This is a genomic window from Pseudomonas sp. SG-MS2 (genome assembly GCF_009933855.1).
GTDB classification, from domain to species: domain Bacteria; phylum Pseudomonadota; class Gammaproteobacteria; order Pseudomonadales; family Pseudomonadaceae; genus Aquipseudomonas; species Aquipseudomonas putida_E.
The window spans coordinates 12,710-32,671 of record NZ_MOMO01000143.1 but is presented as its reverse complement, the minus strand read 5'-3'; the positions used below and the strand labels follow the sequence as shown (position 1 = coordinate 32,671).

Annotated in this window: 16 protein-coding genes; 7 read left to right on the top strand and 9 right to left on the bottom strand. The window is 63.2% G+C overall.

Annotated features, from left to right (window positions below):
- Window positions 1-244: 244 nt before the first annotated feature.
- Window positions 245-1,096, top strand: a complete 852-nt coding sequence (locus BLX42_RS12265) for a DUF2242 domain-containing protein (RefSeq protein ID WP_161871855.1) — start codon at window positions 245-247, stop codon at window positions 1,094-1,096.
- 220 nt (window positions 1,097-1,316) lie between these two features.
- On the opposite strand, the gene BLX42_RS12260 is transcribed toward BLX42_RS12265, so the two are convergent.
- The 3 genes from BLX42_RS12260 to BLX42_RS12250 form a co-directional block, all read right to left on the bottom strand.
- Window positions 1,317-2,402: an AraC family transcriptional regulator gene (locus tag BLX42_RS12260; protein WP_161871854.1), complete on the bottom strand. Its 1,086-nt coding sequence runs from the start codon at window positions 2,400-2,402 to the stop codon at window positions 1,317-1,319.
- 4 nt (window positions 2,403-2,406) lie between these two features.
- Window positions 2,407-3,525, bottom strand: coding sequence for a nitrilase-related carbon-nitrogen hydrolase (locus BLX42_RS12255; RefSeq protein ID WP_046786699.1), 1,119 nt, complete (start codon window positions 3,523-3,525; stop codon window positions 2,407-2,409).
- Window positions 3,526-3,628: 103 nt separating this feature from the next.
- Window positions 3,629-4,945: a chloride channel protein gene (locus BLX42_RS12250; protein ID WP_196997717.1), complete on the bottom strand. Its 1,317-nt coding sequence runs from the start codon at window positions 4,943-4,945 to the stop codon at window positions 3,629-3,631.
- Between the two features lie 299 nt (window positions 4,946-5,244).
- Between BLX42_RS12250 and BLX42_RS12245 the strand changes: the two genes are divergently transcribed.
- Window positions 5,245-7,218 carry a choline BCCT transporter BetT gene (locus tag BLX42_RS12245; RefSeq protein WP_115275644.1) on the top strand — a complete coding sequence of 658 codons (1,974 nt, stop codon included), beginning with the start codon at window positions 5,245-5,247 and terminating at the stop codon, window positions 7,216-7,218.
- A gap of 29 nt (window positions 7,219-7,247) precedes the next feature.
- On the opposite strand, the gene BLX42_RS12240 is transcribed toward BLX42_RS12245, so the two are convergent.
- The 4 genes from BLX42_RS12240 to BLX42_RS12225 form a co-directional block, all read right to left on the bottom strand.
- Entirely contained in the window at window positions 7,248-7,664 is a 417-nt protein-coding gene (locus BLX42_RS12240) for a DUF1850 domain-containing protein (RefSeq protein ID WP_161871853.1), read from the bottom strand.
- Window positions 7,661-9,688: a TRAP transporter permease gene (locus BLX42_RS12235; protein ID WP_161871852.1), complete on the bottom strand. Its 2,028-nt coding sequence runs from the start codon at window positions 9,686-9,688 to the stop codon at window positions 7,661-7,663. Before BLX42_RS12235 ends, BLX42_RS12240 begins: the two co-directional genes overlap by 4 nt.
- 30 nt (window positions 9,689-9,718) lie before the next feature.
- Window positions 9,719-10,669: a TAXI family TRAP transporter solute-binding subunit gene (locus tag BLX42_RS12230; RefSeq protein WP_046786521.1), complete on the bottom strand. Its 951-nt coding sequence runs from the start codon at window positions 10,667-10,669 to the stop codon at window positions 9,719-9,721.
- A gap of 105 nt (window positions 10,670-10,774) precedes the next feature.
- The gene (locus BLX42_RS12225) at window positions 10,775-12,229 is read right to left on the bottom strand and encodes a TrkH family potassium uptake protein (protein ID WP_046786520.1); all 1,455 of its coding nucleotides are present in this window, start codon (window positions 12,227-12,229) and stop codon (window positions 10,775-10,777) included.
- 248 nt (window positions 12,230-12,477) lie between these two features.
- Between BLX42_RS12225 and BLX42_RS12220 the strand changes: the two genes are divergently transcribed.
- Together BLX42_RS12220 and BLX42_RS12215 are read left to right on the top strand one after the other, a co-directional pair.
- Window positions 12,478-14,514, top strand: coding sequence for an NADPH-dependent 2,4-dienoyl-CoA reductase (locus BLX42_RS12220; protein WP_161871851.1), 2,037 nt, complete (start codon window positions 12,478-12,480; stop codon window positions 14,512-14,514).
- A gap of 71 nt (window positions 14,515-14,585) precedes the next feature.
- A complete protein-coding gene (locus BLX42_RS12215; RefSeq protein ID WP_161871850.1) occupies window positions 14,586-15,485 on the top strand; it encodes a 1-aminocyclopropane-1-carboxylate deaminase/D-cysteine desulfhydrase in 900 nt (299 codons plus the stop codon).
- On the opposite strand, the gene BLX42_RS12210 is transcribed toward BLX42_RS12215, so the two are convergent.
- A complete protein-coding gene (locus BLX42_RS12210; protein ID WP_046786517.1) occupies window positions 15,476-16,021 on the bottom strand; it encodes a cytochrome b in 546 nt (181 codons plus the stop codon). The two genes, BLX42_RS12215 and BLX42_RS12210, sit on opposite strands and share 10 nt — an antisense overlap.
- Before the next feature lie 167 nt (window positions 16,022-16,188).
- Window positions 16,189-17,217: a DUF1853 family protein gene (locus BLX42_RS12205; protein WP_168216555.1), complete on the bottom strand. Its 1,029-nt coding sequence runs from the start codon at window positions 17,215-17,217 to the stop codon at window positions 16,189-16,191.
- On the opposite strand from BLX42_RS12205, the gene BLX42_RS12200 reads away from it, so the two are divergent.
- The 3 genes from BLX42_RS12200 to BLX42_RS12190 are packed head-to-tail and all read left to right on the top strand — an operon-like array spanning window position 17,216 to window position 19,952.
- On the top strand, window positions 17,216-18,106 hold the full coding sequence (locus BLX42_RS12200) for an NAD(+) kinase (RefSeq protein WP_012313480.1): 891 nt from the start codon (window positions 17,216-17,218) through the stop codon (window positions 18,104-18,106). The genes BLX42_RS12205 and BLX42_RS12200 overlap by 2 nt on opposite strands.
- On the top strand, window positions 18,106-19,077 hold the full coding sequence (locus BLX42_RS12195; RefSeq protein WP_046786515.1) for a metallophosphoesterase: 972 nt from the start codon (window positions 18,106-18,108) through the stop codon (window positions 19,075-19,077). The genes BLX42_RS12200 and BLX42_RS12195 overlap by 1 nt, the downstream gene beginning before the upstream one ends.
- Window positions 19,074-19,952: a rhomboid family intramembrane serine protease gene (locus BLX42_RS12190; RefSeq protein ID WP_161871849.1), complete on the top strand. Its 879-nt coding sequence runs from the start codon at window positions 19,074-19,076 to the stop codon at window positions 19,950-19,952. Before BLX42_RS12195 ends, BLX42_RS12190 begins: the two co-directional genes overlap by 4 nt.
- Window positions 19,953-19,962 lie beyond the last annotated feature (10 nt).

The following is a 19,962-nucleotide window of genomic DNA, read 5'->3' as shown; positions in this document are numbered from 1 at the left end:
AGAATACCGGCCTGTCACGCCGGGGGTCGCGGGTTCGAGTCCCGTCCGCTGCGCCATCTTCGCCTCGAAGCCCTTGAACGCTTCGAAGCAAAACGAGAAAGCGACCTTAGGGTCGCTTTTTTCGTTTACGCGCCTGCAAAGTCAACATTTACACGATGCTGACAGACTCTTCACCGTCGAACGGTTTCAGTGCAAGGGTGCTGTGATGCACAATAGGCACCTCTCGACTTACCCGGAATTCGCAATGACCAGATCATCCGTCTTTGGTGCGCTCGGGCTGGCCCTGGTGCTGGCGGGCGTGACCGGTTGCTCCTCGAAAAAAACCGCTATCTATGAGCATGAGAACTTCGATGACTCGGGCACCTTCTCGCGCAGTTTCCCGGTCAGTGAAGCCGGCTCGTGCGAGGCTGCCCGGCGTGCGCTGCTGAGCCAGGGTTACATCATCACCAGCAGCGGCGCCAACCAGATTGCCGGTAACAAAAGCTTCCAGCAGAACAGCGAGAACCACCTGCAGATCAGCTTCAGCGTGACCTGCGCGCCCGACAGCAGTGACGAACAGCGTTCGACCATGTTCGCCAACGCGTTGCAGGACCGCTACGCCCTCAAGAAGTCCAATACGTCCGCCAGCCTCGGCGTGGGTGTGCTGGGTTCTGTTTCGATGCCGATCGGCTCCAGTGACGATTCGATGGTCAAGGTCGCCAGCGAGACTGTGACCGCGCCGCAGTTCTACGAGCGTTACTTTGCTCTGGTCGAAAGCTACTTGCCCAAGCCGAAGAAGGTCAGCAAGGCCAAGGTTGAAGCGCCTGTGCCCAAGGCCGAGAACACAGCGCCTGCCTTGGGGTTGCCTGAGCAAGTTTCGCCAGCACCTGTGAGCGCTCCTTTGGCAGAGGCGGCACCTGCTCCTGCGCCAGCAACACCGGCGCCAGCAGAACCAGCACCAGCCTCTGAGGCGGTGGCCCCGGCAAGCGAGGCCCCAGCAGCGCCGGTGGTTGATGACAGCCAGGGTTCGCAACCGGTCGCACCGCCGGCGGCGCCTGCGCCGATTCAGGTGCAGCAGGATGCACAGCCTGCCGAGGCTGAAGCACCCTCACTCTGAATGATCTTCCCTGAACAGGCGTCGACACGGCCAATCATTCGCTGTTACAGATCACCAGACGATAACTTTCTGAACACCTGCTACGTTTACCACTCATAGGCTTGTCATCATTTCTTCATCCAGCCTGCCTAGGTTGGAAGGCATGACCAACGAAGATAAAAGAGTGAAGAGGGCGCAGGGTAATGGATGAATATCAGGAAGAGCTGCTCGAGTACCAAGCCTACGAGCTGGACACCCCGGAACCGGCCGACGACGCCACCGAGCTTTGACCGACCTGCCGCTGACTGCGGCGGAACCCCCCCGGTGTGAGGCCCGTCCAGCGCTTGAATGCGCGCTGGAAGGCCTCGGCCGATGCAAAACCCAACAGGTAGGCAATCTCGCCGAAGGTCAATTCCGTATCGCGGATATAGGCCTCGGCAAGGTCGCGCCGGGTGTCGTTGAGCAAGTCGCGAAAGCGCGTGCCTTCCTCTGCCAGTTTGCGCCGCAAGGTCCAGGCGGGCAGTTGCAGGCGCAGTGCCACTTCTTCCAGGCCGGGCTCACGGCCACCGTTGAGCAGGGGGCCGAGCAAATGGGTGATGCGCTCCCCCAGGCTGCGCACCCGGGTGCGCTGCAGCATGTGCGTTTCACACAGTTGCAGCAGGTGCTGCCAGGTGCTCGGACAATGCTGGGGGTTGGCCAGCTCCAGCGTGGCCCGGCCCAGGCGCAGTCGGTTGCCACTGGCGCCAAACTGCACGGCGGTGCTGCACAATGGCTGGTACTGGGCGGCGTAGCCGGGTGCTTCGAATTCGATCTCCAGGCGCTCGGCCTGTATGGGCGTGTCGGTCAGGGCCGCAAGCTGGGCCAGCCAGCCAGTCAGCAGCGAGTCAACCACGAAACGGTTATAGGCGTTGTAGGGGCTGATTGAATAAAAGCGCAGCCATGCCCCTTGGGCGTCTTCCTGAAAACTCGAATGCCCACGGTAGTTGGCGGCATACAGCGGCTCGAAACGCAGCAGTGTACGGGCGGCTTCGCCCAACGTAGGCGCCTGCGCGGCTGTGACGCCCGCCAGGCCAGCCTGGGCCAGCCGGCTCAGGCGTCCCATGTGCAGGCCCAGGGCAGGCTCCCCGCACAGCGCGATCGCAGCATGCCCCAGGTGCATGTAACGGGGGATAGACAGCCGTGCGCCGGCTTCGGCCAGGCGTGTCTGATCCAGCCCGTAACGGCGCAGCAGCGGCTGAGGATCGTGACCGAGGCCCTGGATGGCCTCAGCAAGTGGCTGGACGAAACCTACCGAGAGGTCGCCCAGGCGAACGCGGGGGCGGGACATACCCCTACAGCCACACGTTCAGCAGGCGTGCGCCCTGGCTGGGAGGGCCTGTAAGCAATTCGCCGCTCTGATGGGCGAAGCCTTGACCGTCGCTGCCCTGGTCCCAGAACTGCCCCCGCATGAATACACTCATGCTGCTGACCCCTTGGCCGGCAGCCTCGGTCAGGCGTTGCCAGGCGGTCTTCTCGCTCACTTCACCGCGCTGCAGGGCAAGCTCGGCCGCCGCATCCTGGTGCCGGTTGCCACGCCATGGCGCTTGCCAGCTGTCTTTGCCGCTCAGGAAAACCGGGTTGGCGATCAGTTGTACCTGTTGGTTCTCCAACTGCTGGTGGTTTTCCGGGTACCAGCTATCGCTGCCGATCAGCACGCCAAGACGCCCGGCTGGGGTTTGCACCACTTGTAGGGGTTGCTTGCGGCCATCATGGATGTAACGCCGTACCTGGCTGTCCGGGAATTGCTGGCGTTGTGGCTGGCCCAGCGGTGAACCATCGCTGGCGAACACCAGGCTGCTGTTGAACAACGGGCCGCCGCCGGTATGCAGCACGCCTTTTTCCACATAGGGGTCAGGCAGCACGATCGAGCCGGCCACCAAGGTCACGCCAAACTCCTTGGCCAGGCTGCCGAACAGCTGCTGGTAGTCGCGGGCCATCTGCTGAGCCTTCATGCGCAAGTGCGCGTCGGCCCGGCGGTCATCGCCGCTGGCCCGCACTATCGCCAGGCCATAGCGCAGCGGGTTGCTCAACTCCAGCCATTGCTCTGCCTCGCGGCTGCGGGTGACCTGGTACAGCTCGTTCTTTTCGCCGCGGGCCCACAGCCAGGTGCCAATGTGCTCCGGCAGCACCACCACCGTGCGCGGGCTTATCAGGCCCTGGGCACGGGCTTGTTGCAGGTAGGCCGAGAGCTTGCGGTGCAGGCGTTGCAGGTTTTGATAGTCGCTTGGGTAAAGCAGGGGCTCGACGCCCAGCAGGTTGCCCTGCTCGCCGGGCACGCCGTGGTTCAACGCCAGTTCGATGCGCAGGTCGGAGAGGTAGTGGCCTTCCGGGCGCTGTTGGGTCCAGAAGCCATAGCCGCACAGGGCGGCGATCATTACCAGCGCCAAGGCGCTTGCCAATAGTTTTCGCATGCCTTTGATTTCGTTGATACTCGCAATGACGAGGCGGTGAACCAAGAAGTCGCTGAGCATTGTGTCACAGTCGTCTTGAGCGTGCCTCGCGCAGCCGTTGATTTCAACTGGATCTGGCAGGTGCAACTTTGTCGATGATCTGCTTTGCCAGGGCGTGGTAGAGGGAAACCGGCGAAATGCAACCGGAGATGCCGGCAGCCATCAATGTCACTGCCAGCATCGGGATGGCCAGGTCCGGACTATGCGTGAGTTCCAGAACGATGACCGATGCAGTCAACGGTGAACGCGTTACGCCTGCCAGGTAGGCGCCCATTCCCAGCAATGCACACGCCTGTGGGTCAACATTGGGGATCAGGCTCAACAGCGGCTGGAATGCCGCGCCGATGCTCAGCGAAGGCGAAAACAGGCCGCCCGGTATGCCGGAGAGGTAAGAGACGACATTGGCCAGAAACTTCCAGAGAAGGAAGCTGGCATCGGTGATCGGTCGGCCTTCGAGCAAGGCACGGGTCTCTTCGTAGCCGGTGCCGAACACATGGTTGCCAGAAACCAGCCCGAGCACTGCCAGCACCAGCCCGCAGATCGCCGCGAACCGCACCGGGTAGCGCCCGCGTAGTGTACACAGGCGGCCAAGTACGCCCTTATCGGTAGGCAGCACCAGCCTGGCGTAACACCCACCCAGCACTCCCCCCAACAGCGCGCATGCAGGCACCACACTCCAGCCCCAGCCTACGGGCATCCGCCCGCTTATTTCGCCAAAGTAGGCGTTGTGCCCCATCAGCCCCAGCGTGACCACGCCGCCAATCAGCACCGCCGTCAGCACCAGGCCGCTGAAGCGTTGCTCAAACGTGCGGCTCAGCTCTTCAATGGCAAAGACGACACCGGCCAGCGGGGTGTTGAACGCGGCGGCTATGCCGGCTGCGCCGCCTGCGAGGATCAGGCCGGCAATCGCGCGGCGCCCGTGCAGGCCCAATCGCCGGCCAAAGGTGTAGAGCACGGCAGCGCCGATGTGAACCGTCGGCCCCTCTCGCCCGACCGAGCCCCCTACCAGCAGGGCGCCCAACGTCAGGCTCATGCGCGCGGCGGCAACGGGAATCGAAAGCAATCGGGCACGCAGGCGCCGGGATGGCATTTCCAGGGCAGCGATGACTTGAGGTATGCCGCTGCCCTTGGCGTTTTCAAACCAGCGCTGTGTCAAATACGCCAGAAGCGCGAACCCTAGGGGAGTGATGAGAAGGGGTGCCCAGGGCATCCATTCCAGCAGGCGTTCGAACGAAGCGAATGCAGCTTCGGCCAGCCAGGCGAACGCCAGTGCGACAAGCCCCACCAGCAGCGCCCCGATCCAGAACGCCAGACGCTGGCGCCATTCTCGCCAGCGTGAACGGCCGAGAGTGAGGGAGGGGAGGCGGGTACGGTCGGGCATCGTCTACGCAGTGTCAGAGGGTAAAGCCACGAGTATGACGTGTATTACCGGGGTGGCAAACCCGACAGAGGTGGTACTCAGGCAGGGCGGGAGGACGCCCGGCGCCTTCGCCCGGTACCGTCCCGCCAGGCGGGCTCGACATGCGCAGCGATTTGAGATTTTTTCCGTCGGGCGTTACGGTTCATGGCTGTTCAAGTGCACAGGCTCGGCAAACGGAGATCTTCCTGGCTGCTAATCTGGGCAGATGTCGTGGTGCCGGGGCACCCTGTGCTCATCGTTTTACAAGGAGAACTGCCGTAATGACAGCAGCCGACAAACCCAGGAGCACGCTCAATCCACCCGTCTTTTACACCAGCGCGATACTCATTTTTCTGCTGGTCTTGTACGCCACGGCATTCCAGGAGCATGCCCAGGCCCTGTTCGAACAAGTCCAGCAATGGATCATCACCAACGCCAGCTGGTTCTACATTCTCACCGTAGCGCTGGTGTTGATCAGCGTGGTGTTTCTGGCCGTCAGCCGCTACGGCGACATCAAGCTGGGGCCTGATCACAGCGAGCCTGATTACCGAAAGAGCAGCTGGTTCGCCATGCTGTTCTCGGCAGGCATGGGCATCGGCCTGATGTTCTTTGGCGTGGCCGAGCCGGTGATGCATTTCACCACACCGCCTGTGGGCGACCCTGGCACAGTCGCCGCGGCTCGCGAAGCCATGAAGATCACATTCTTCCATTGGGGCCTGCATGCCTGGGCGATCTATGCCATCGTCGCGCTCATTCTGGCCTATTTCAGTTTCCGCAATGGCTTGCCACTGACTTTGCGCTCGGCGCTCTATCCGCTGATCGGTGAACGGATATACGGGCCTATCGGGCACGCCGTGGATGTCTTCGCCATCCTCGGCACGGTGTTCGGTGTGGCGACCTCGCTGGGTTATGGGGTACTGCAGATCAACAGCGGTTTCCACCATGTGTTCGGTCTGCCGGTAAACGCCACGGTCCAGGTCATTCTCATCACCGCCACCTGCGCGTTGGCGACGCTGTCGGTGGCCAGCGGGCTGGACAAGGGTATTCGCATCCTTTCCGAGCTCAACCTGAGCCTGGCTGTAATCCTGATGCTGTTCGTGCTGTTGCTGGGGCCCACCGTGTTTCTGCTGCAGGCCTACGTGCAGAATACCGGTGCCTACCTTTCCGACATCGTCAACAAGACCTTCAACCTCTACGCCTATGAACCCACTGACTGGATCGGTGGCTGGACCCTGCTGTACTGGGGCTGGTGGCTGTCCTGGTCGCCCTTTGTAGGCCTGTTCATCGCACGCATTTCCCGAGGGCGGACCATTCGTGAGTTCGTCTGCGGTGTACTGTTCGTACCCGCAGGCTTCACCTTGCTCTGGATGACGGTGTTCGGTGACTCAGCGATACACATGATCCTCAACGAGGGTGTCAAGGACCTGGCCGCTGTGGTCGATCAGGACAGTTCCCTGGCCCTGTTCGCCTTTCTCGAGCACTTCCCGTTCTCCAGTGTCATTTCGTTGATAGCGGTGCTCATGGTGGTGGTGTTCTTCGTCACCTCGGCGGACTCCGGCGCGCTAGTGGTCGATATGCTGGCCTCGTCCGGGCAAGGCCATTCGCCTTTGTGGCAACGCATCTTCTGGTCGGTCAGCATAGGCGCGGTCGCCATTGCGCTGCTGCTGGCCAACGGCCTCAAGGCACTGCAGACCGCGACCATTGCCAGTGCCTTGCCCTTCGCCGCCATTTTGCTGATCGCGATCTGGGGCCTGTTCAGGGCACTCAGCCTCGATGCCACCCGCCGCGGGCTGCGCAACCAGGCATTGCCCGGCCCCCGGCATACGCGCCAGCCCCACGGCGGGTGGCAGCGGCGACTGCGCAATATCGCCATGATGCCGCGGCGGGCCCATGTGTCCCGCTTCATAGCCGAAGTGGTGAAGCCTGCCTGTGAAGAAGTCGCCCTGGAATTGCGCAAGCAGGGCTATGAAGTTGCGGTGAACGAGCGCGAAGATGGGCGCGTGATGCTTGAGCTCTCCCATGCTGGAGAAGGGCGCTTCCTGTATGAGGTACGCCCGCGCGCATTCAACACGCCCAGTTTCGTCATGCAGGATACCGACGAGGGTTCCGATACCCGCAAATACTTCCGTGCTGAAGTCCATCTGCGCGAAGGGGGCCAGGATTACGACATCATGGGATGGAGCCGGGACGATGTGATCGGCGACATTCTCGATCAGTACGAGCGCCACCTGCACTACCTGCACGTCGTCAGCTGATCAGCACTTGCACTGCCCTGTCAGCGCGTTCAGGGCAGTGCTTTGCGCTGATCTGCGGCAGCACCCGGTTCGCATGCCCAGAAATCCACGGCAGCAATGGTGTGGGTCGGTGGGCCCAGCCAGTGGGAAAGGGGCTGGCAACGGCCCTTGACGCACAATTGATAGTCGCCGGCCTCCGGCGTGCGTCCGGCATGCAGAGGTTGCAGGGGGGGCAGATGACGATGGTAGTGCCATGCCCCATCACGCAGGCGCGCGCCGTCCGGGATCTCCATGCCGGCACCGCTGCCTCGCACCCGAGCCTCCTGCAGCACGAGGCCTGCGGGTGTCACCTGATAATCCTCCTCCCAGCGGACCTTCTCCACACTGTGCTGCCAGGCCAGGGTAACCTCCTGCAACGGCAGGCTTGCCCAGACCACACCGGCAAGCCCGATGCACAGGCTGGTCATGCAGGTTGCCGCGGCAATGGCCGGCTGCGCCAGTAGTGCCAGCCCATGACGGCAATGCCCAGGGCGAAGCCGACCTCGTCGCTGATCGGCAATGCAAGAATCAGTGCTACGCCAGCCATGAATGCCAACAGCCGTTCCCACCATGGCATGGGCATGCGCCAGTGGCCGGTGGATGCGCATCCCCAGAGTGCCACTGCAAACATGGCCTTGATCAGCATGTACAGCGTTGCGCCGAGGCTGTCGCCTTGCATCATCAACGCCGGGTCATACACCGCCATGAACGGTACGACGAAACCGGCCAATGCAATGCGTACGGCCCAGAAGCTGATCAACAGTCCTTTCTCCTTGGCGATGGGGGCGGCGGCAAAGCAGGCTAATGCCACCGGCGGCGTCAGGTCGGCAAGGATGCCGAAATAAAACACGAACATGTGCGAAACGATCAGCGGCACGCCAAGCTCCAGCAGGGCCGGAGCAGCGATGGAACTGGTGATGATGTAATTGGGAATGGTCGGGATACCCATGCCCAGTACCAGGCAGGTCAACATGGTCAGAAGCAGTGACAGGAACAGGTTTTCGCGGCCCAGGTCGAGAATGTAGCCGGCGAAGGTCGTGGCCAGGCCGGTGAGCGAGGTGACACCGATGATCACCCCGACCAAGGCGCATGCAATACCGACCGGTACCGCATGGCGCGCACCTTCGGCCAGGGCCATGACGCAGGCACGAAGTGTGGCACGGCCACCCTGTATGAACGCGCAGGCGATGGCGAGCGAGGCAATCACCAGCAGGATGACACCGATGCCCATACGGAAGAATCCTGAACAGATGACCCCCAGCGCAACCCAAAAGGCCGCCCGCAGCCATGTCTGTTGCGCCCGCAGGATGATTGCCGAACCAAGAATGACGATGGCAGTCAGTGCCAGGCCGACCATTCCCGAATACAGCGGTGTGCGGCCGGAGAACAACAGGCCGACCAGCACTATCAGAGGGATCAGCAGGAACCAGCGTTGGCGCACTGCATCCCAGGCACTCGGGCATTGCTCGCGGGGTAGCCCATGCAGCTGGCTGCGCCGGGCTTCCAGATGCACCATCCAGTAGACCGAGCCGAAATACAGCATGGCCGGAATGAGCGCGGCCTTCGCCACTTCGGCATAGGGTACGTTGATGGTCTCGGCCATGATGAACGCCACCGCGCCCATGACCGGTGGCATCAACTGGCTGCCCATGCTTGCGGTCGCCTCCACGCCACCGGCAAATGCCGGCTTGTAGCCGAAGCGCTTCATCAGCGGGATGGTGAACTGCCCGGTGGTGACCACGTTCGCCACCCCTGAGCCGGTGATGGTCCCCATCAGCGCCGAGGAGAATACCGAGACTTTGGCCGGCCCCCCGCTGCGATGGCCGAACAGGCCCATGGCAAAGTCAGTGAACAGCCGGATCATGCCGGCCTGTTCAAGGAACGCGCCGAACAGGATGAACAGGTAGATATAGGTCGCCGAAACATAGGTGGGCGTGCCATACAGCCCCTCGGTTCCGAAGGCCAGTTGGTTGACGATCTGATCGAGGCCGTAGCCGCGATGCGCAAGGTCACCGGGCAGGTGCTGGCCGAGCAGCCCGTAGGCCAGAAAAAGAGCGCAAATGATGGGCAGTGCGATGCCCATCACCCGGCGCGCTGCCTCGAACACCAGGCCGATCAGCAGCAGGCCGAACACCAGGTCACTTGTGGTCAGTTCCCCGGAGCGTTGAATCAGCTCCCCTTCGAAGTGCCACTGGTAGGCAGCGGTGGCCATGCCCGCCAGGCCCAGCAGCCAGCCAAGCGGTTGCCACGGCCTGCGATGACCGGTGAACGCGTAGCTCAGGTACACGACCAGCAGCAAGAACCCCACGTGTACTGCCCGCAGTACCTGACTGGAAATCAGCGGAAAAGCCGCCGTTGCGATCTGAAAGGTCGAAAATGCCAGGGCCACGGCAAAAAGCGTGGCAGGCCAACGGTCAGTACTGGCTTGCAGACCTTGCCCGGTATCACTCATGTGCCGCTCCCCCATGGGTCGAGTCAATAGTCAGGGGAGCAGGTTTTTCTCCTTGAAGTACCGTTCTGCGCCTGGATGCAGTGGAATGGGCAGGTTTCTCGCAGCATTCTGTGCCTGGATATCGTTTGCTGCCGAGTGGGCGGTGACCAGGCGCGGCAGGTTTTCGAAGATCAGCCGGGTCATGTCGTAGGCCATGTCATCGCTGATATCGGCGCGTGTGACCAGGATGTTGGTGATGGCTGCGGTAGGCACGTCAGCATCCTGGCCATCGTATGTCTTGGCGGGAATGGTCGCGGGTTGATAGGCGCTGTTGCCGATTTTGCTCACGATGGCGGCTGGCACGGGTACGAACACTACCGGCAGGGTAGCGGCCAGGTCACGGATTGCCGCCTGACCGAGCCCGGAAGATTGCAGTGTGGCGTCCAGCTGACGGTTCTTGATCAGTTCTACGGATTCGGCATACGGCAGGTATTCGACCTTGCCCAGGTCCTCATAGCTGAGCCCTGCGGCCTTGAAGATGGCGCGGGCGTTGAGCTCGGTGCCGGACTTCGGCGCACCGACCGAGATACGTTTGCCTTTGAGGTCTTCCAGCGAGGTGATGCCCGACTCCTTGCTGGCGACGATCTGGATATAGTTGGGGTAGGTGCCGGCGATGGCGCGCAGTTTCTTCAGGGGCGCCTTGAAGCCGGCTTCGGCATCTCCGTTCCAGGCATCCGCCACCGAATCTCCCAGCGCGAACGCCAGTTCGCCACGGCCGGCTTGCAGCAGATTGAGGTTTTCCACCGATGCCTTGGTGGCTTGCACTGAAGTCTTGCTGCCCTCGATGCCATGGCTGTAGATCTGTGATATCCCAACGCCGATGGGATAGTAGACGCCGCTGGTGCCACCTGTGAGGATGTTGATGAAGGTTGGCGCGGCCTGGGCTGTTGCGCAAGCTGCCAGTACGGTGCTGGCCAATGCCAGGCGAAGGGCTCGGTTCATGGGGATATTCTCCGCTTATTGTTCTAGTTCCCTGCGTCAGTAAACCTAGAACGAATAAACGGATCCTGCCCGGATTTATTGCTGCCCCCACGTGCTGCCCTGCAATCAGAACCTCCAGAAGGCAGGCGCGACGAGCACCAGCACGGTGAGAATCTCGAGGCGGCCTAACAGCATGCCGATGGTCAGTAGCCACTTCGCAGCGTCCGGTAGTGAGCTGAAGTTGCCGGCCGGCCCGATCACGCTGCCCAGCCCTGGCCCGACGTTGCACACAGCTGTCGCCGCGCCACTCAGGGCAGTGGTCCAGTCAAGCCCTATCAGGGTCAGCGCCAGGGCGATCACGGCAATGGTGACGGAAAAGAAGAAGGAGAACGTCAGCAATGAGCGCACGATTTCTTCATCAATGGGGTGACCATTGTACTTCTTCGAGATCATCGCCCGCGGGTGAATCAGCTGTTTCAAACTGCTGACCAGCAGTGACGCGGCGACTTGAAAGCGGAATATTTTCAGTCCGCCGGCTGTGGAGCCCGAACATCCACCGACAAAAGTCAGGTAGAAGAACAACAGCATGGCGAAGCTGCCCCAGAGCGTGTAGTCCCCTACCGCAATGCCGGTGGTCGTAACGATCGACGTCACATTGACCGCCACGATGCGAAAAGCATCCCACCACGAAAAGTCGCTGTGCCAGCAGAGCCAGGTCCCTACCGTGACCCAGACAAGCAGGAGAAAGCCGAGAAAGCCACGCACCTGATGGTCCTTGAACAGGATGCGGCGGTGGCCACGCAAGGTCGCTACATACAGGGCGAAGGGCAGGCTTCCGAGGATCATGATCACTACCGCCACCCAATGCACAGCGGGCTGAGTCCAGTGGCCAAGCGATGCATCGGACGTCGAAAAGCCACCCGTGGAGATCAGCGACATCGAATGATTGATGGCGTCGAAAGGGGTCATGCCGGCGGCCCACAGGGCCAATGTACCGAGTGCTGTCAGCCCAAGGTAGATCGCCAGGATCATTTTTGCCGCGACGTGTGAACGGGGCGTCACTTTGTCCGACCAGTCCGAGGACTCGGTCTGGAACAGGCGCATGCCGCCCACGCGCAGCAACGGCAAGATCGCGACGGCCATGCCGATGAAGCCTATGCCTCCCAGCCAGTGCAGCAGCGATCGCCAGATCAGCAGGCCGGGCGATGCGCTGTCCAGGCCGGTAAGTACCGTCGAGCCCGTGGTGGTGATGCCCGACATGGTTTCAAAGAATGCATCCGTGTAGCTGATATGCCGGATGAACACCATGGGCAGGGCTGCGAACGCGCAGACGATGACCCAGCTGGCTGTGGTCAGGAAGTACATGTCTCGGGCCCTTAGCTGCGGCGCATCGGGTATGCCACGAGCCACCAGCACAAGGCCTGCGCACAGGGCTATGAGGCTGGACCAGAGGAAGGCACCGAGGTCGTCGCTAAGGCCATACAGCAGCAGCGTGGCCATGGGGATGACCATGCTGACCGCCAGGGTAATCAGGAATACGCCGATGATGAAGGCGATGAAGCGCAAAGCAGGCAGAGGCATCGAGCAGGCTCACAGGGGCAATGACCGGCAGTATCGACTGCCATTGCATAATGTCGAGTAAAAAAGGCGTAAAAGTGCGGGTGTGTCTCACCGCCGGTACTGCAGTTCGCCTGTGCAGGATGATCAGTAATTTGTCAGTTTCGATCATTGAGCGCATTCAAACGGCTGTTTAATGTCGTTGGCAGATAAACGACGGGGCCCGCCGAGGCACCCGCATTCCGTGATCACGCCACATGGGGAACCGTTCCATGGCTGCCGACCGCTATCCGCACTTGCTGGCCCCGCTCGACCTGGGCTTCACCACCTTGGCCAACCGCACCCTGATGGGCTCGATGCACACCGGCCTTGAGGAGCGTCCCGGCGGCTTCGAACGCATGGCTGCGTATTTTGCAGAGCGTGCCCGTGGCGGCGTTGGGCTGATGGTCACTGGCGGTATCGCGCCCAACGATGAAGGTGGCGTGTATTCCGGCGCAGCCAAGTTGAGCACCGAGGAGGAGGCTGACAAGCACCGCATCGTCACCGAGGCCGTGCATGCCGCTGGCGGCAAGATCTGCCTGCAGATCCTGCATGCCGGGCGCTATGCCTACAGCTCCCGGCAGGTGGCGCCCAGTGCGATCCAGGCGCCGATCAACCCGTTCAAGCCTAAAGAGCTGGACGAGGCCGGGATCGAGAAGCAGATCGCCGATTTCGTCAATTGTGCCGTGCTGGCACAGCGCGCCGGTTACGACGGCGTCGAAATCATGGGGTCGGAAGGCTACTTCATCAACCAGTTCCTTGCCGCCCACACCAACCACCGTACTGACCGCTGGGGCGGCAGCTATGAAAACCGCATGCGCCTGGCGGTCGAGATCGTCAGCCGGGTGCGTGAGGCCGTGGGGCCGAATTTCATCATCATCTTCCGCCTGTCGATGCTCGACCTGGTCGAGGGCGGCAGCACCTGGGACGAGATCGAGTTGCTGGCCAAAGCCGTCGAACGGGCTGGCGCGACCCTCATCAACACGGGGATCGGCTGGCACGAGGCGCGCATCCCGACCATCGCCACCAAGGTGCCACGCGCGGCGTTCAGCAAAGTCACCGCCAAGCTGCGCGGGGCGGTGACTATTCCGTTGATCACCACCAACCGCATCAATACCCCCGAAGTGGCTGAAGCCGTACTGGCCGAGGGCGATGCCGACATGGTCTCGATGGCCAGGCCGTTCCTGGCCGACCCGGAGTTCGTCAACAAGGCGGCGCAGGGGCGCGGCGATGAAATCAATACCTGCATCGGCTGTAACCAGGCGTGCCTGGATCATACGTTCGGCGGCAAGCTGACCAGTTGCCTGGTCAACCCGCGGGCCTGCCACGAAACCGAACTCAATTACCTGCCGGTGCACACGGTCAAGCGCATTGCCGTGGTGGGTGCCGGCCCGGCCGGCCTGGCGGCTGCCACCGTGGCCGCAGAGCGCGGCCACGAGGTGACGCTGTTCGATGCAGCCAGCGAAATTGGCGGGCAGTTCAACGTGGCCAAGCGGGTGCCGGGCAAGGAGGAGTTCTTCGAGACCCTGCGCTATTTCGGCAACAAGCTGAAAAGCACGGGTGTCGACCTGCGGTTGAACACCCGGGTCGATGTGCCGGCCCTGCTGGAAGGCGCTTTCGACGAGATCATCCTGGCCACCGGCATCGCGCCGCGTACGCCAGCCATCCCAGGCGTCGAGCATGCCAAAGTGCTCACCTACCTGGACGTACTGCTCCAGCGCAAGCCAGTGGGTGAGTCGGTTGCGGTGGTCGGTGCTGGTGGCATCGGTTTTGACGTCAGCGAATACCTGGTGCATCAGGGCGTGGCCAGCAGCCAGGACCGGGAGGCGTTCTGGAAGGAGTGGGGCATCGATCGCGACCTACAGGCGCGAGGCGGCGTGGCGGGGATCAAGCCCGAGCCGCATGCACCGGCACGGCAGGTGTACCTGCTGCAGCGCAAGAAGGCCAAGGTGGGCGATGGCCTGGGCAAGACCACCGGCTGGATCCACCGCACGGGCCTGAAAAACAAGCAGGTACAGATGCTCAACAGCGTCGAGTACCTGAGGATCGACGATGCGGGCCTGCACATCCGCGTAGCTGAAGGTGAGCCGCAGGTACTGGCGGTGGACAACGTGGTGATCTGCGCCGGGCAGGAGCCGCTGCGGGAGCTGCACGAAGGGCTGCTGGCTGCTGGGCAGTCGGTACACCTGATCGGCGGCGCGGATGTGGCGGCCGAGCTGGATGCCAAACGGGCGATCAATCAGGGCTCGCGTCTGGCTGCAGAGCTTTGAGATGGCCGGGGCCGCAAAGCGGCCCCAGGTTTTCACTGGTAGACTGACGGCCTCGCATCTGGCGCTCAAACATGTCTACCCGCTTCCATGACCTTCCCCAGGCGCCATTACAGCCCCTCGAACTTGCCTGGCTGAAAAGCGCCAACGTCGATGTCGCCATCCTGCGCCTGGACCTGATCGACCCTCTGATCAGCGGCAACAAATGGTTCAAGCTGCGCCACCACCTGCAGCACGCCCACGCCTCGGGCGCCGCCGGGCTGATCAGCCTCGGCGGCAATCACTCCAACCACCTCCATGCCCTGGCCGCCGCCGGCAAGCGCTTCGGCTTGGCCACCGCTGGTCTGTTGCGCGGCCATGCCCAGGACACCCCCACGGTGCGTGATCTGCAGGCGCTGGGGATGCAATTGCACTGGCTTGGTTACGCAGGCTACCGTGCCCGTCATGACCCCGGCTTCTGGGCACCTTGGCAAGCGCTGTATCCCGGCTGGCACTGCATCCCCGAAGGCGGTGGCGGGCAGGCTGGTGCCCAGGGGTGTGCCTTGATCGTCGAGCAGGCCAAGGCCCAGTTGGGCACATTGGGTTGGCCGGACTATGACGCCTGGTGGCTGGCCGCTGGCACCGGGACCACGCTGGCTGGCCTGGTACTGGCCGAGGCCGGCGCGCACAGGGTGCATGGCGCCCTGGCAGTGCCCCTGGACCATGGTGTACCCGAGACCATAACGGCGCTGGCCGGTACGGCCGGGTACCAGTTGCACGAGGCCTGCCGAGAGGGTTTTGCCAGGCTCGATGATGAGCTGCAGGCTTTCATCGAACAGGCTGAGGCCAGCACGGGTGTCCCTTTAGAGGCGCTTTACACCGGCAAGGCACTGATGGCCCTGCGTGGGCAGGTCGAGGCCGGGCTGTTCAAGCCTGGCACTCGTCTGATCTTTTTGCACACCGGTGGCCTGCAGGGCCGACGCGGCTACTTGTAGGGCAGCATGCGCAGCAGCGTGTTGTCGCGCACTACGTAGTGGTGATAAAGCCCGGCCAGCGCGTGCAGGCCGATCAGCCAGTACCCCCAGCTGCCCACGCGTTCATGCCAGCCCTTGATGAACTTGGCCAGGTCCGGATCCGCCGCGATCAGGTGCGGCAACTCCAGGCCATAGAAGGGCACCGGTTTGTCGGCGGCACTGAGGATCAGCCAGCCGGCCAGCGGCAAGCCGATCATCAACAGGTACAGTGCCAGGTGCATCAGGTGGGCAAGCCCGGTCTGCCAGGCGGGAGGCTTGGGCACAATGGGCGGCGCAGGGCGGATCAGGCGCACGGCCAGGCGCAGCCAGACCAGTACGAACACCGTCAGGCCGAGCATGAAATGCAGGTCCTTCATCAGGTTGCGCTCGGCGCTGTCCTTGGGGAACAGGCCACGCAACTCGATGCAGGCGTAGACAGCGGCCAGCAGCACCAGCATCAGCCAATGCAGGGCGATGGACAGGCGTGCGTAGTGGGGCGCGGGGCTGGATGAAACCATGGGTGGTCCTCGTCATCAGGTCGGAAGTGGCGCTCTTGGCGGCGCTCAGAGGTAACTGTAATCGCTGCTGGGATTAAATCATTGCGCTGGGTCGGTGAAAGGGTGTTTGCGGCCTGCGCCGCTTCGCGCGCAGGCCCGCAATACCCCGCGGTTTTCAATGCCGTGGTCTACCCGCGAATGGGCAAGTGCGGCCAGCTGTCGGCCACCAGAAACAGGCGGTCCACCTCATGCCATTCGCCTTCCGGGCCTGGTTCAAGCCTGACCAGCATCTGCGCCGGTGCTTGCGGGTCAAGCCCCTCAAGCCATTGAGCGAACTGCCGCGCGGTCCAGCCTTGATCTGCCTCGAACCTTGCCGGTGCCAGCCAGGCATGGCGGGGCAGGGGCTGCCAGCGTCCCACCTCGGCCATTGCCCAATCCCGCCGCCGCAACCACCGCCCGCGCAGGTGCAGCGGGTTGGCCCCCGCGGGCGATTCGGCGTGCCCAGGCCACGGATAGAACAGATACCCCGCCAGCCACAGGTGTGCCTGTACCTGGCCAATACCAAGCCCGGCCAGCGCCTCACGGCTCTGCGTGCCACCCGACATGGGCAATTGGTGCCCGGCCAGGTGCGCCAGTTTGGTACCCAGCCGGTCATGGCAACCCGGCCCTAGCCACTGCGCCGGGTCATGGCCTTGGCCGTCCGTTGGCCCCAGGTAAAGCTTTATGGCCAGCTCCAGATGGTGAGTACCGTCGGCGTCGCGCAGCACAATGTCCAACTCGCCCAGCGTGCGCCCACCGGTGCGGATCGCCAGGTTGGCCGCCAGCAGCTCGACACCGGGCGCCTGGGCCAGGGCGAACTGCCACAGGCCTTCGTAGTACAGGCCCAGGCGCCGGCTGGTGCTGTTTGCCAGCCACTCACGCAGGGGCTGATCGTCGGCGTCCAGCGCCTGTAACCAGTCTTTCAGCCGCTGGGGATCCGCCGCCCAGGTGCTGCCTGCCAGCGGATGGCGCTGGGGGCAGGGCGGTGTGCTCAGCAGCGGTGGCGACAGCAGCGTCCAGGCCAGGTCGCGCACGGCGGCGCGGCGCAATTGGCGAGGCAGGTCGTGGAGATCGGCGAAAGGCATCATGCTGCGAGCATAGCCGGTTTGCCGCTGCCCGGTCGTTTCGCCCATAATCGCGGCATAGTCACCCGCCGCAGAGCCTTGCAGGAGCCCCATGGAGCAATTTCGCAATATCGGTATCATCGGCCGCCTTGGCAGCTCGCAGGTGCTCGACACCATTCGCCGACTGAAAAAATTCCTCCTCGAGCGCCACCTGCACGTGATCCTCGAGGACACCATTGCCGAAGTGCTGCCTGGCCACGGCCTGCAGACCTCCACGCGCAAGCTGCTGGGCGAAGTATGCGACCTGGTCATCGTCGTCGGCGGTGACGGCAGCCTGCTCGGCGCCGCGCGTGCTTTGGCCCGGCACAACATTCCGGTGCTGGGGATCAACCGCGGCAACCTGGGCTTTCTCACCGATATCCGTCCGGACGAGCTGGAAGAAAAGGTCGCCGCAGTGCTCGACGGCCACTACCTGGTGGAAAACCGCTTCCTGCTTCAGGCCGAGGTGCGCCGCCACCACGAGGCCATCGGCCAGGGCGATGCGCTCAACGATGTGGTCCTGCACCCGGGCAAGTCGACGCGGATGATCGAGTTCGAGATCTACATCGACGGCCAGTTCGTCTGCAGCCAGAAGGCCGACGGCCTGATCGTCGCCACCCCCACCGGCTCGACCGCCTACGCGCTGTCGGCCGGCGGCCCGATCATGCACCCCAAGCTCGACGCCATCGTCATCGTGCCCATGTACCCGCACACCCTGTCGGGCCGCCCGATCGTGGTCGACGGCAACAGCGAGCTGAAGATCGTGGTGTCCAAGGACCTGCAGATCTACCCGCAGGTATCCTGTGACGGTCAGAACCACTTCACCTGCGCCCCCGGCGATACCATCACCGTGAGCAAGAAGCCGCAGAAACTGCGCCTGATCCACCCGCTGGGCCACAATTACTACGAGGTTTGCCGCACCAAGCTCGGTTGGGGCAGCCGCCTGGGGGGCAGGGACGACTGATGTTCGATCCGGCGCGAAGTTTCGACATCATCGGTGACGTGCATGGCTGTGCGCTGACCCTCGAACGCCTGCTCGACACCCTCGGCTACAAGCGTGTCGGTGGTGTCTGGTGCCACCCGCGGCGTCAGGCGCTGTTCCTCGGCGACATCGTCGACCGCGGCCCGCGTATCCGCGAGGCGCTGCACATCGTCCACGACATGGTCGAGGCCGGCCAGGCCTTCTGTATCATGGGCAACCACGAATACAACGCCCTGGGCTGGGTAACCCCGGCGCTGCCCGGCAGCGGCAAGGCCTACGTGCGCGAGCACACGCCGCGCCATGCCCGCCTGATCGACGAGACCCTGACCCAGTTCGCCCACCACCCCGGTGACTGGCACGATTTTCTGCAGTGGTTCTACGACATGCCGCTGTTCGTCGACGCCGGGCGGTTCCGCCTGGTGCATGCCTGCTGGGACCCGCGGCTGATCGACCCGCTGCGCCAGCAATACCCCGACGGGCGCATCGACGAGCACTTCATCCAGGCCTCGGCGGTGCCCGGCAGCTTCGCTTCCACAGTCTGCAACCGCCTGTTGCGCGGCACCGACATGCGCCTGCCGGACGGCCTGACGCTGACCGGCGGCGATGGCCTGACCCGCGCCTTCTTCCGTACCAAGTTCTGGGAAGAAGACCCGAAGACCTATGGCGACATCGTCTTCCAGCCTGACGCGCTGCCCGATGAGGTGGCCCGCACGCCGCTCAGCCACACCGAGAAAAATGCCTTGCTACGCTATGCCGAAGAGGAGCCGCTGCTGTTCGTCGGCCATTACTGGCGCAGCGGCCGCCCGGCGCCGATCCGCCCCAACCTGGCCTGCCTGGACTACAGTGCGGTGCTGTACGGCAAGCTGGCGGCCTATCGGCTGGATGATGAAACCCGGATCGACCCGCACAAGTTCGTCTGGGTCGACGTCGATCGACCGCAGGCCAATCAATGAATATCGTCGAAGTGATGCGCCTGCCGCTGTCGGTCGACCTCAGCGGTTTCGTGCACCTGCTGCAACGCCTGCAGGTGCCGCACCGGGTCAGCGAAGAGGGCGAAGCCCAGGTGCTCTGGGCACCGGAAACCATGGCTGCGGATGTCCTTCAGCTGTACCAGCGCTACCCTGACGGCAACGCTGATGTCGAGCTTGCGCAGGCCCCTGCGCAAGGCGACTTGCCGGCGAAAGGGCCGACACTGGCCGAGCAGGCAAAAGCCTGCAAGGTCACCGCCGCCGTTCTCTTGCTGTGCCTGATCGTCGCTGGTCTTACCGGCCTGGGCGACAACCTCGTCACCATCAGCTGGTTCACCTTCCTCGACTACCGCGTCCAGGGTGAATACCTGCACTTCACGCCGCTGGCCCAGGGCCTTGCCGAAGGCCAATGGTGGCGCCTGGTGTCGCCGATGCTGCTGCACTTCGGCGTACTGCACCTGGCCATGAACGGCATGTGGTACTGGGAACTGGGCAAGCGCATCGAACTGCGCCAGGGCCCTTGGTTGCTGGCTGGCCTGACCTTGCTGTTCAGCCTGGTGTCCAACCTGGCCCAGCACTACACCAGTGGCCCGAGCCTGTTCGGCGGCCTGTCCGGGGTGCTGTACGGCTTGCTCGGCCATGTCTGGCTGTACCAGTGGCTGGCGCCCAACCCACACTTCAGCCTGCCCAAGGGCGTGCTGGTGATGATGCTCATCTGGCTGGTCATCTGCCTGACCGGTGTGGTCGGCCAACTCGGTTTTGGCCAGATCGCCAACGCCGCGCACGTCGGCGGGCTGCTCATCGGATGCCTGACGGGCCTCTTGGGCGGTGCGCTGGCGCGGCGTAAACTGTCCGCTTGATTTAGGAGAC

What these genes read in the sequence shown, in the direction of transcription:
- BLX42_RS12265 (WP_161871855.1), top strand. Translation starts at nt 245, where the DNA reads ATGACCAGATCATCCGTCTTTGGTGCGCTCGGGCTGGCCCTGGTGCTG.
- BLX42_RS12260 (WP_161871854.1), bottom strand. Translation starts at nt 2,402, where the DNA reads ATGTCCCGCCCCCGCGTTCGCCTGGGCGACCTCTCGGTAGGTTTCGTC.
- BLX42_RS12255 (WP_046786699.1), bottom strand. Translation starts at nt 3,525, where the DNA reads ATGCGAAAACTATTGGCAAGCGCCTTGGCGCTGGTAATGATCGCCGCC.
- BLX42_RS12250 (WP_196997717.1), bottom strand. Translation starts at nt 4,945, where the DNA reads ATGCCCGACCGTACCCGCCTCCCCTCCCTCACTCTCGGCCGTTCACGC.
- BLX42_RS12245 (WP_115275644.1), top strand. Translation starts at nt 5,245, where the DNA reads ATGACAGCAGCCGACAAACCCAGGAGCACGCTCAATCCACCCGTCTTT.
- BLX42_RS12240 (WP_161871853.1), bottom strand. Translation starts at nt 7,664, where the DNA reads ATGACCAGCCTGTGCATCGGGCTTGCCGGTGTGGTCTGGGCAAGCCTG.
- BLX42_RS12235 (WP_161871852.1), bottom strand. Translation starts at nt 9,688, where the DNA reads ATGAGTGATACCGGGCAAGGTCTGCAAGCCAGTACTGACCGTTGGCCT.
- BLX42_RS12230 (WP_046786521.1), bottom strand. Translation starts at nt 10,669, where the DNA reads ATGAACCGAGCCCTTCGCCTGGCATTGGCCAGCACCGTACTGGCAGCT.
- BLX42_RS12225 (WP_046786520.1), bottom strand. Translation starts at nt 12,229, where the DNA reads ATGCCTCTGCCTGCTTTGCGCTTCATCGCCTTCATCATCGGCGTATTC.
- BLX42_RS12220 (WP_161871851.1), top strand. Translation starts at nt 12,478, where the DNA reads ATGGCTGCCGACCGCTATCCGCACTTGCTGGCCCCGCTCGACCTGGGC.
- BLX42_RS12215 (WP_161871850.1), top strand. Translation starts at nt 14,586, where the DNA reads ATGTCTACCCGCTTCCATGACCTTCCCCAGGCGCCATTACAGCCCCTC.
- BLX42_RS12210 (WP_046786517.1), bottom strand. Translation starts at nt 16,021, where the DNA reads ATGGTTTCATCCAGCCCCGCGCCCCACTACGCACGCCTGTCCATCGCC.
- BLX42_RS12200 (WP_012313480.1), top strand. Translation starts at nt 17,216, where the DNA reads ATGGAGCAATTTCGCAATATCGGTATCATCGGCCGCCTTGGCAGCTCG.
- BLX42_RS12205 (WP_168216555.1), bottom strand. Translation starts at nt 17,217, where the DNA reads ATGGGGCTCCTGCAAGGCTCTGCGGCGGGTGACTATGCCGCGATTATG.
- BLX42_RS12195 (WP_046786515.1), top strand. Translation starts at nt 18,106, where the DNA reads ATGTTCGATCCGGCGCGAAGTTTCGACATCATCGGTGACGTGCATGGC.
- BLX42_RS12190 (WP_161871849.1), top strand. Translation starts at nt 19,074, where the DNA reads ATGAATATCGTCGAAGTGATGCGCCTGCCGCTGTCGGTCGACCTCAGC.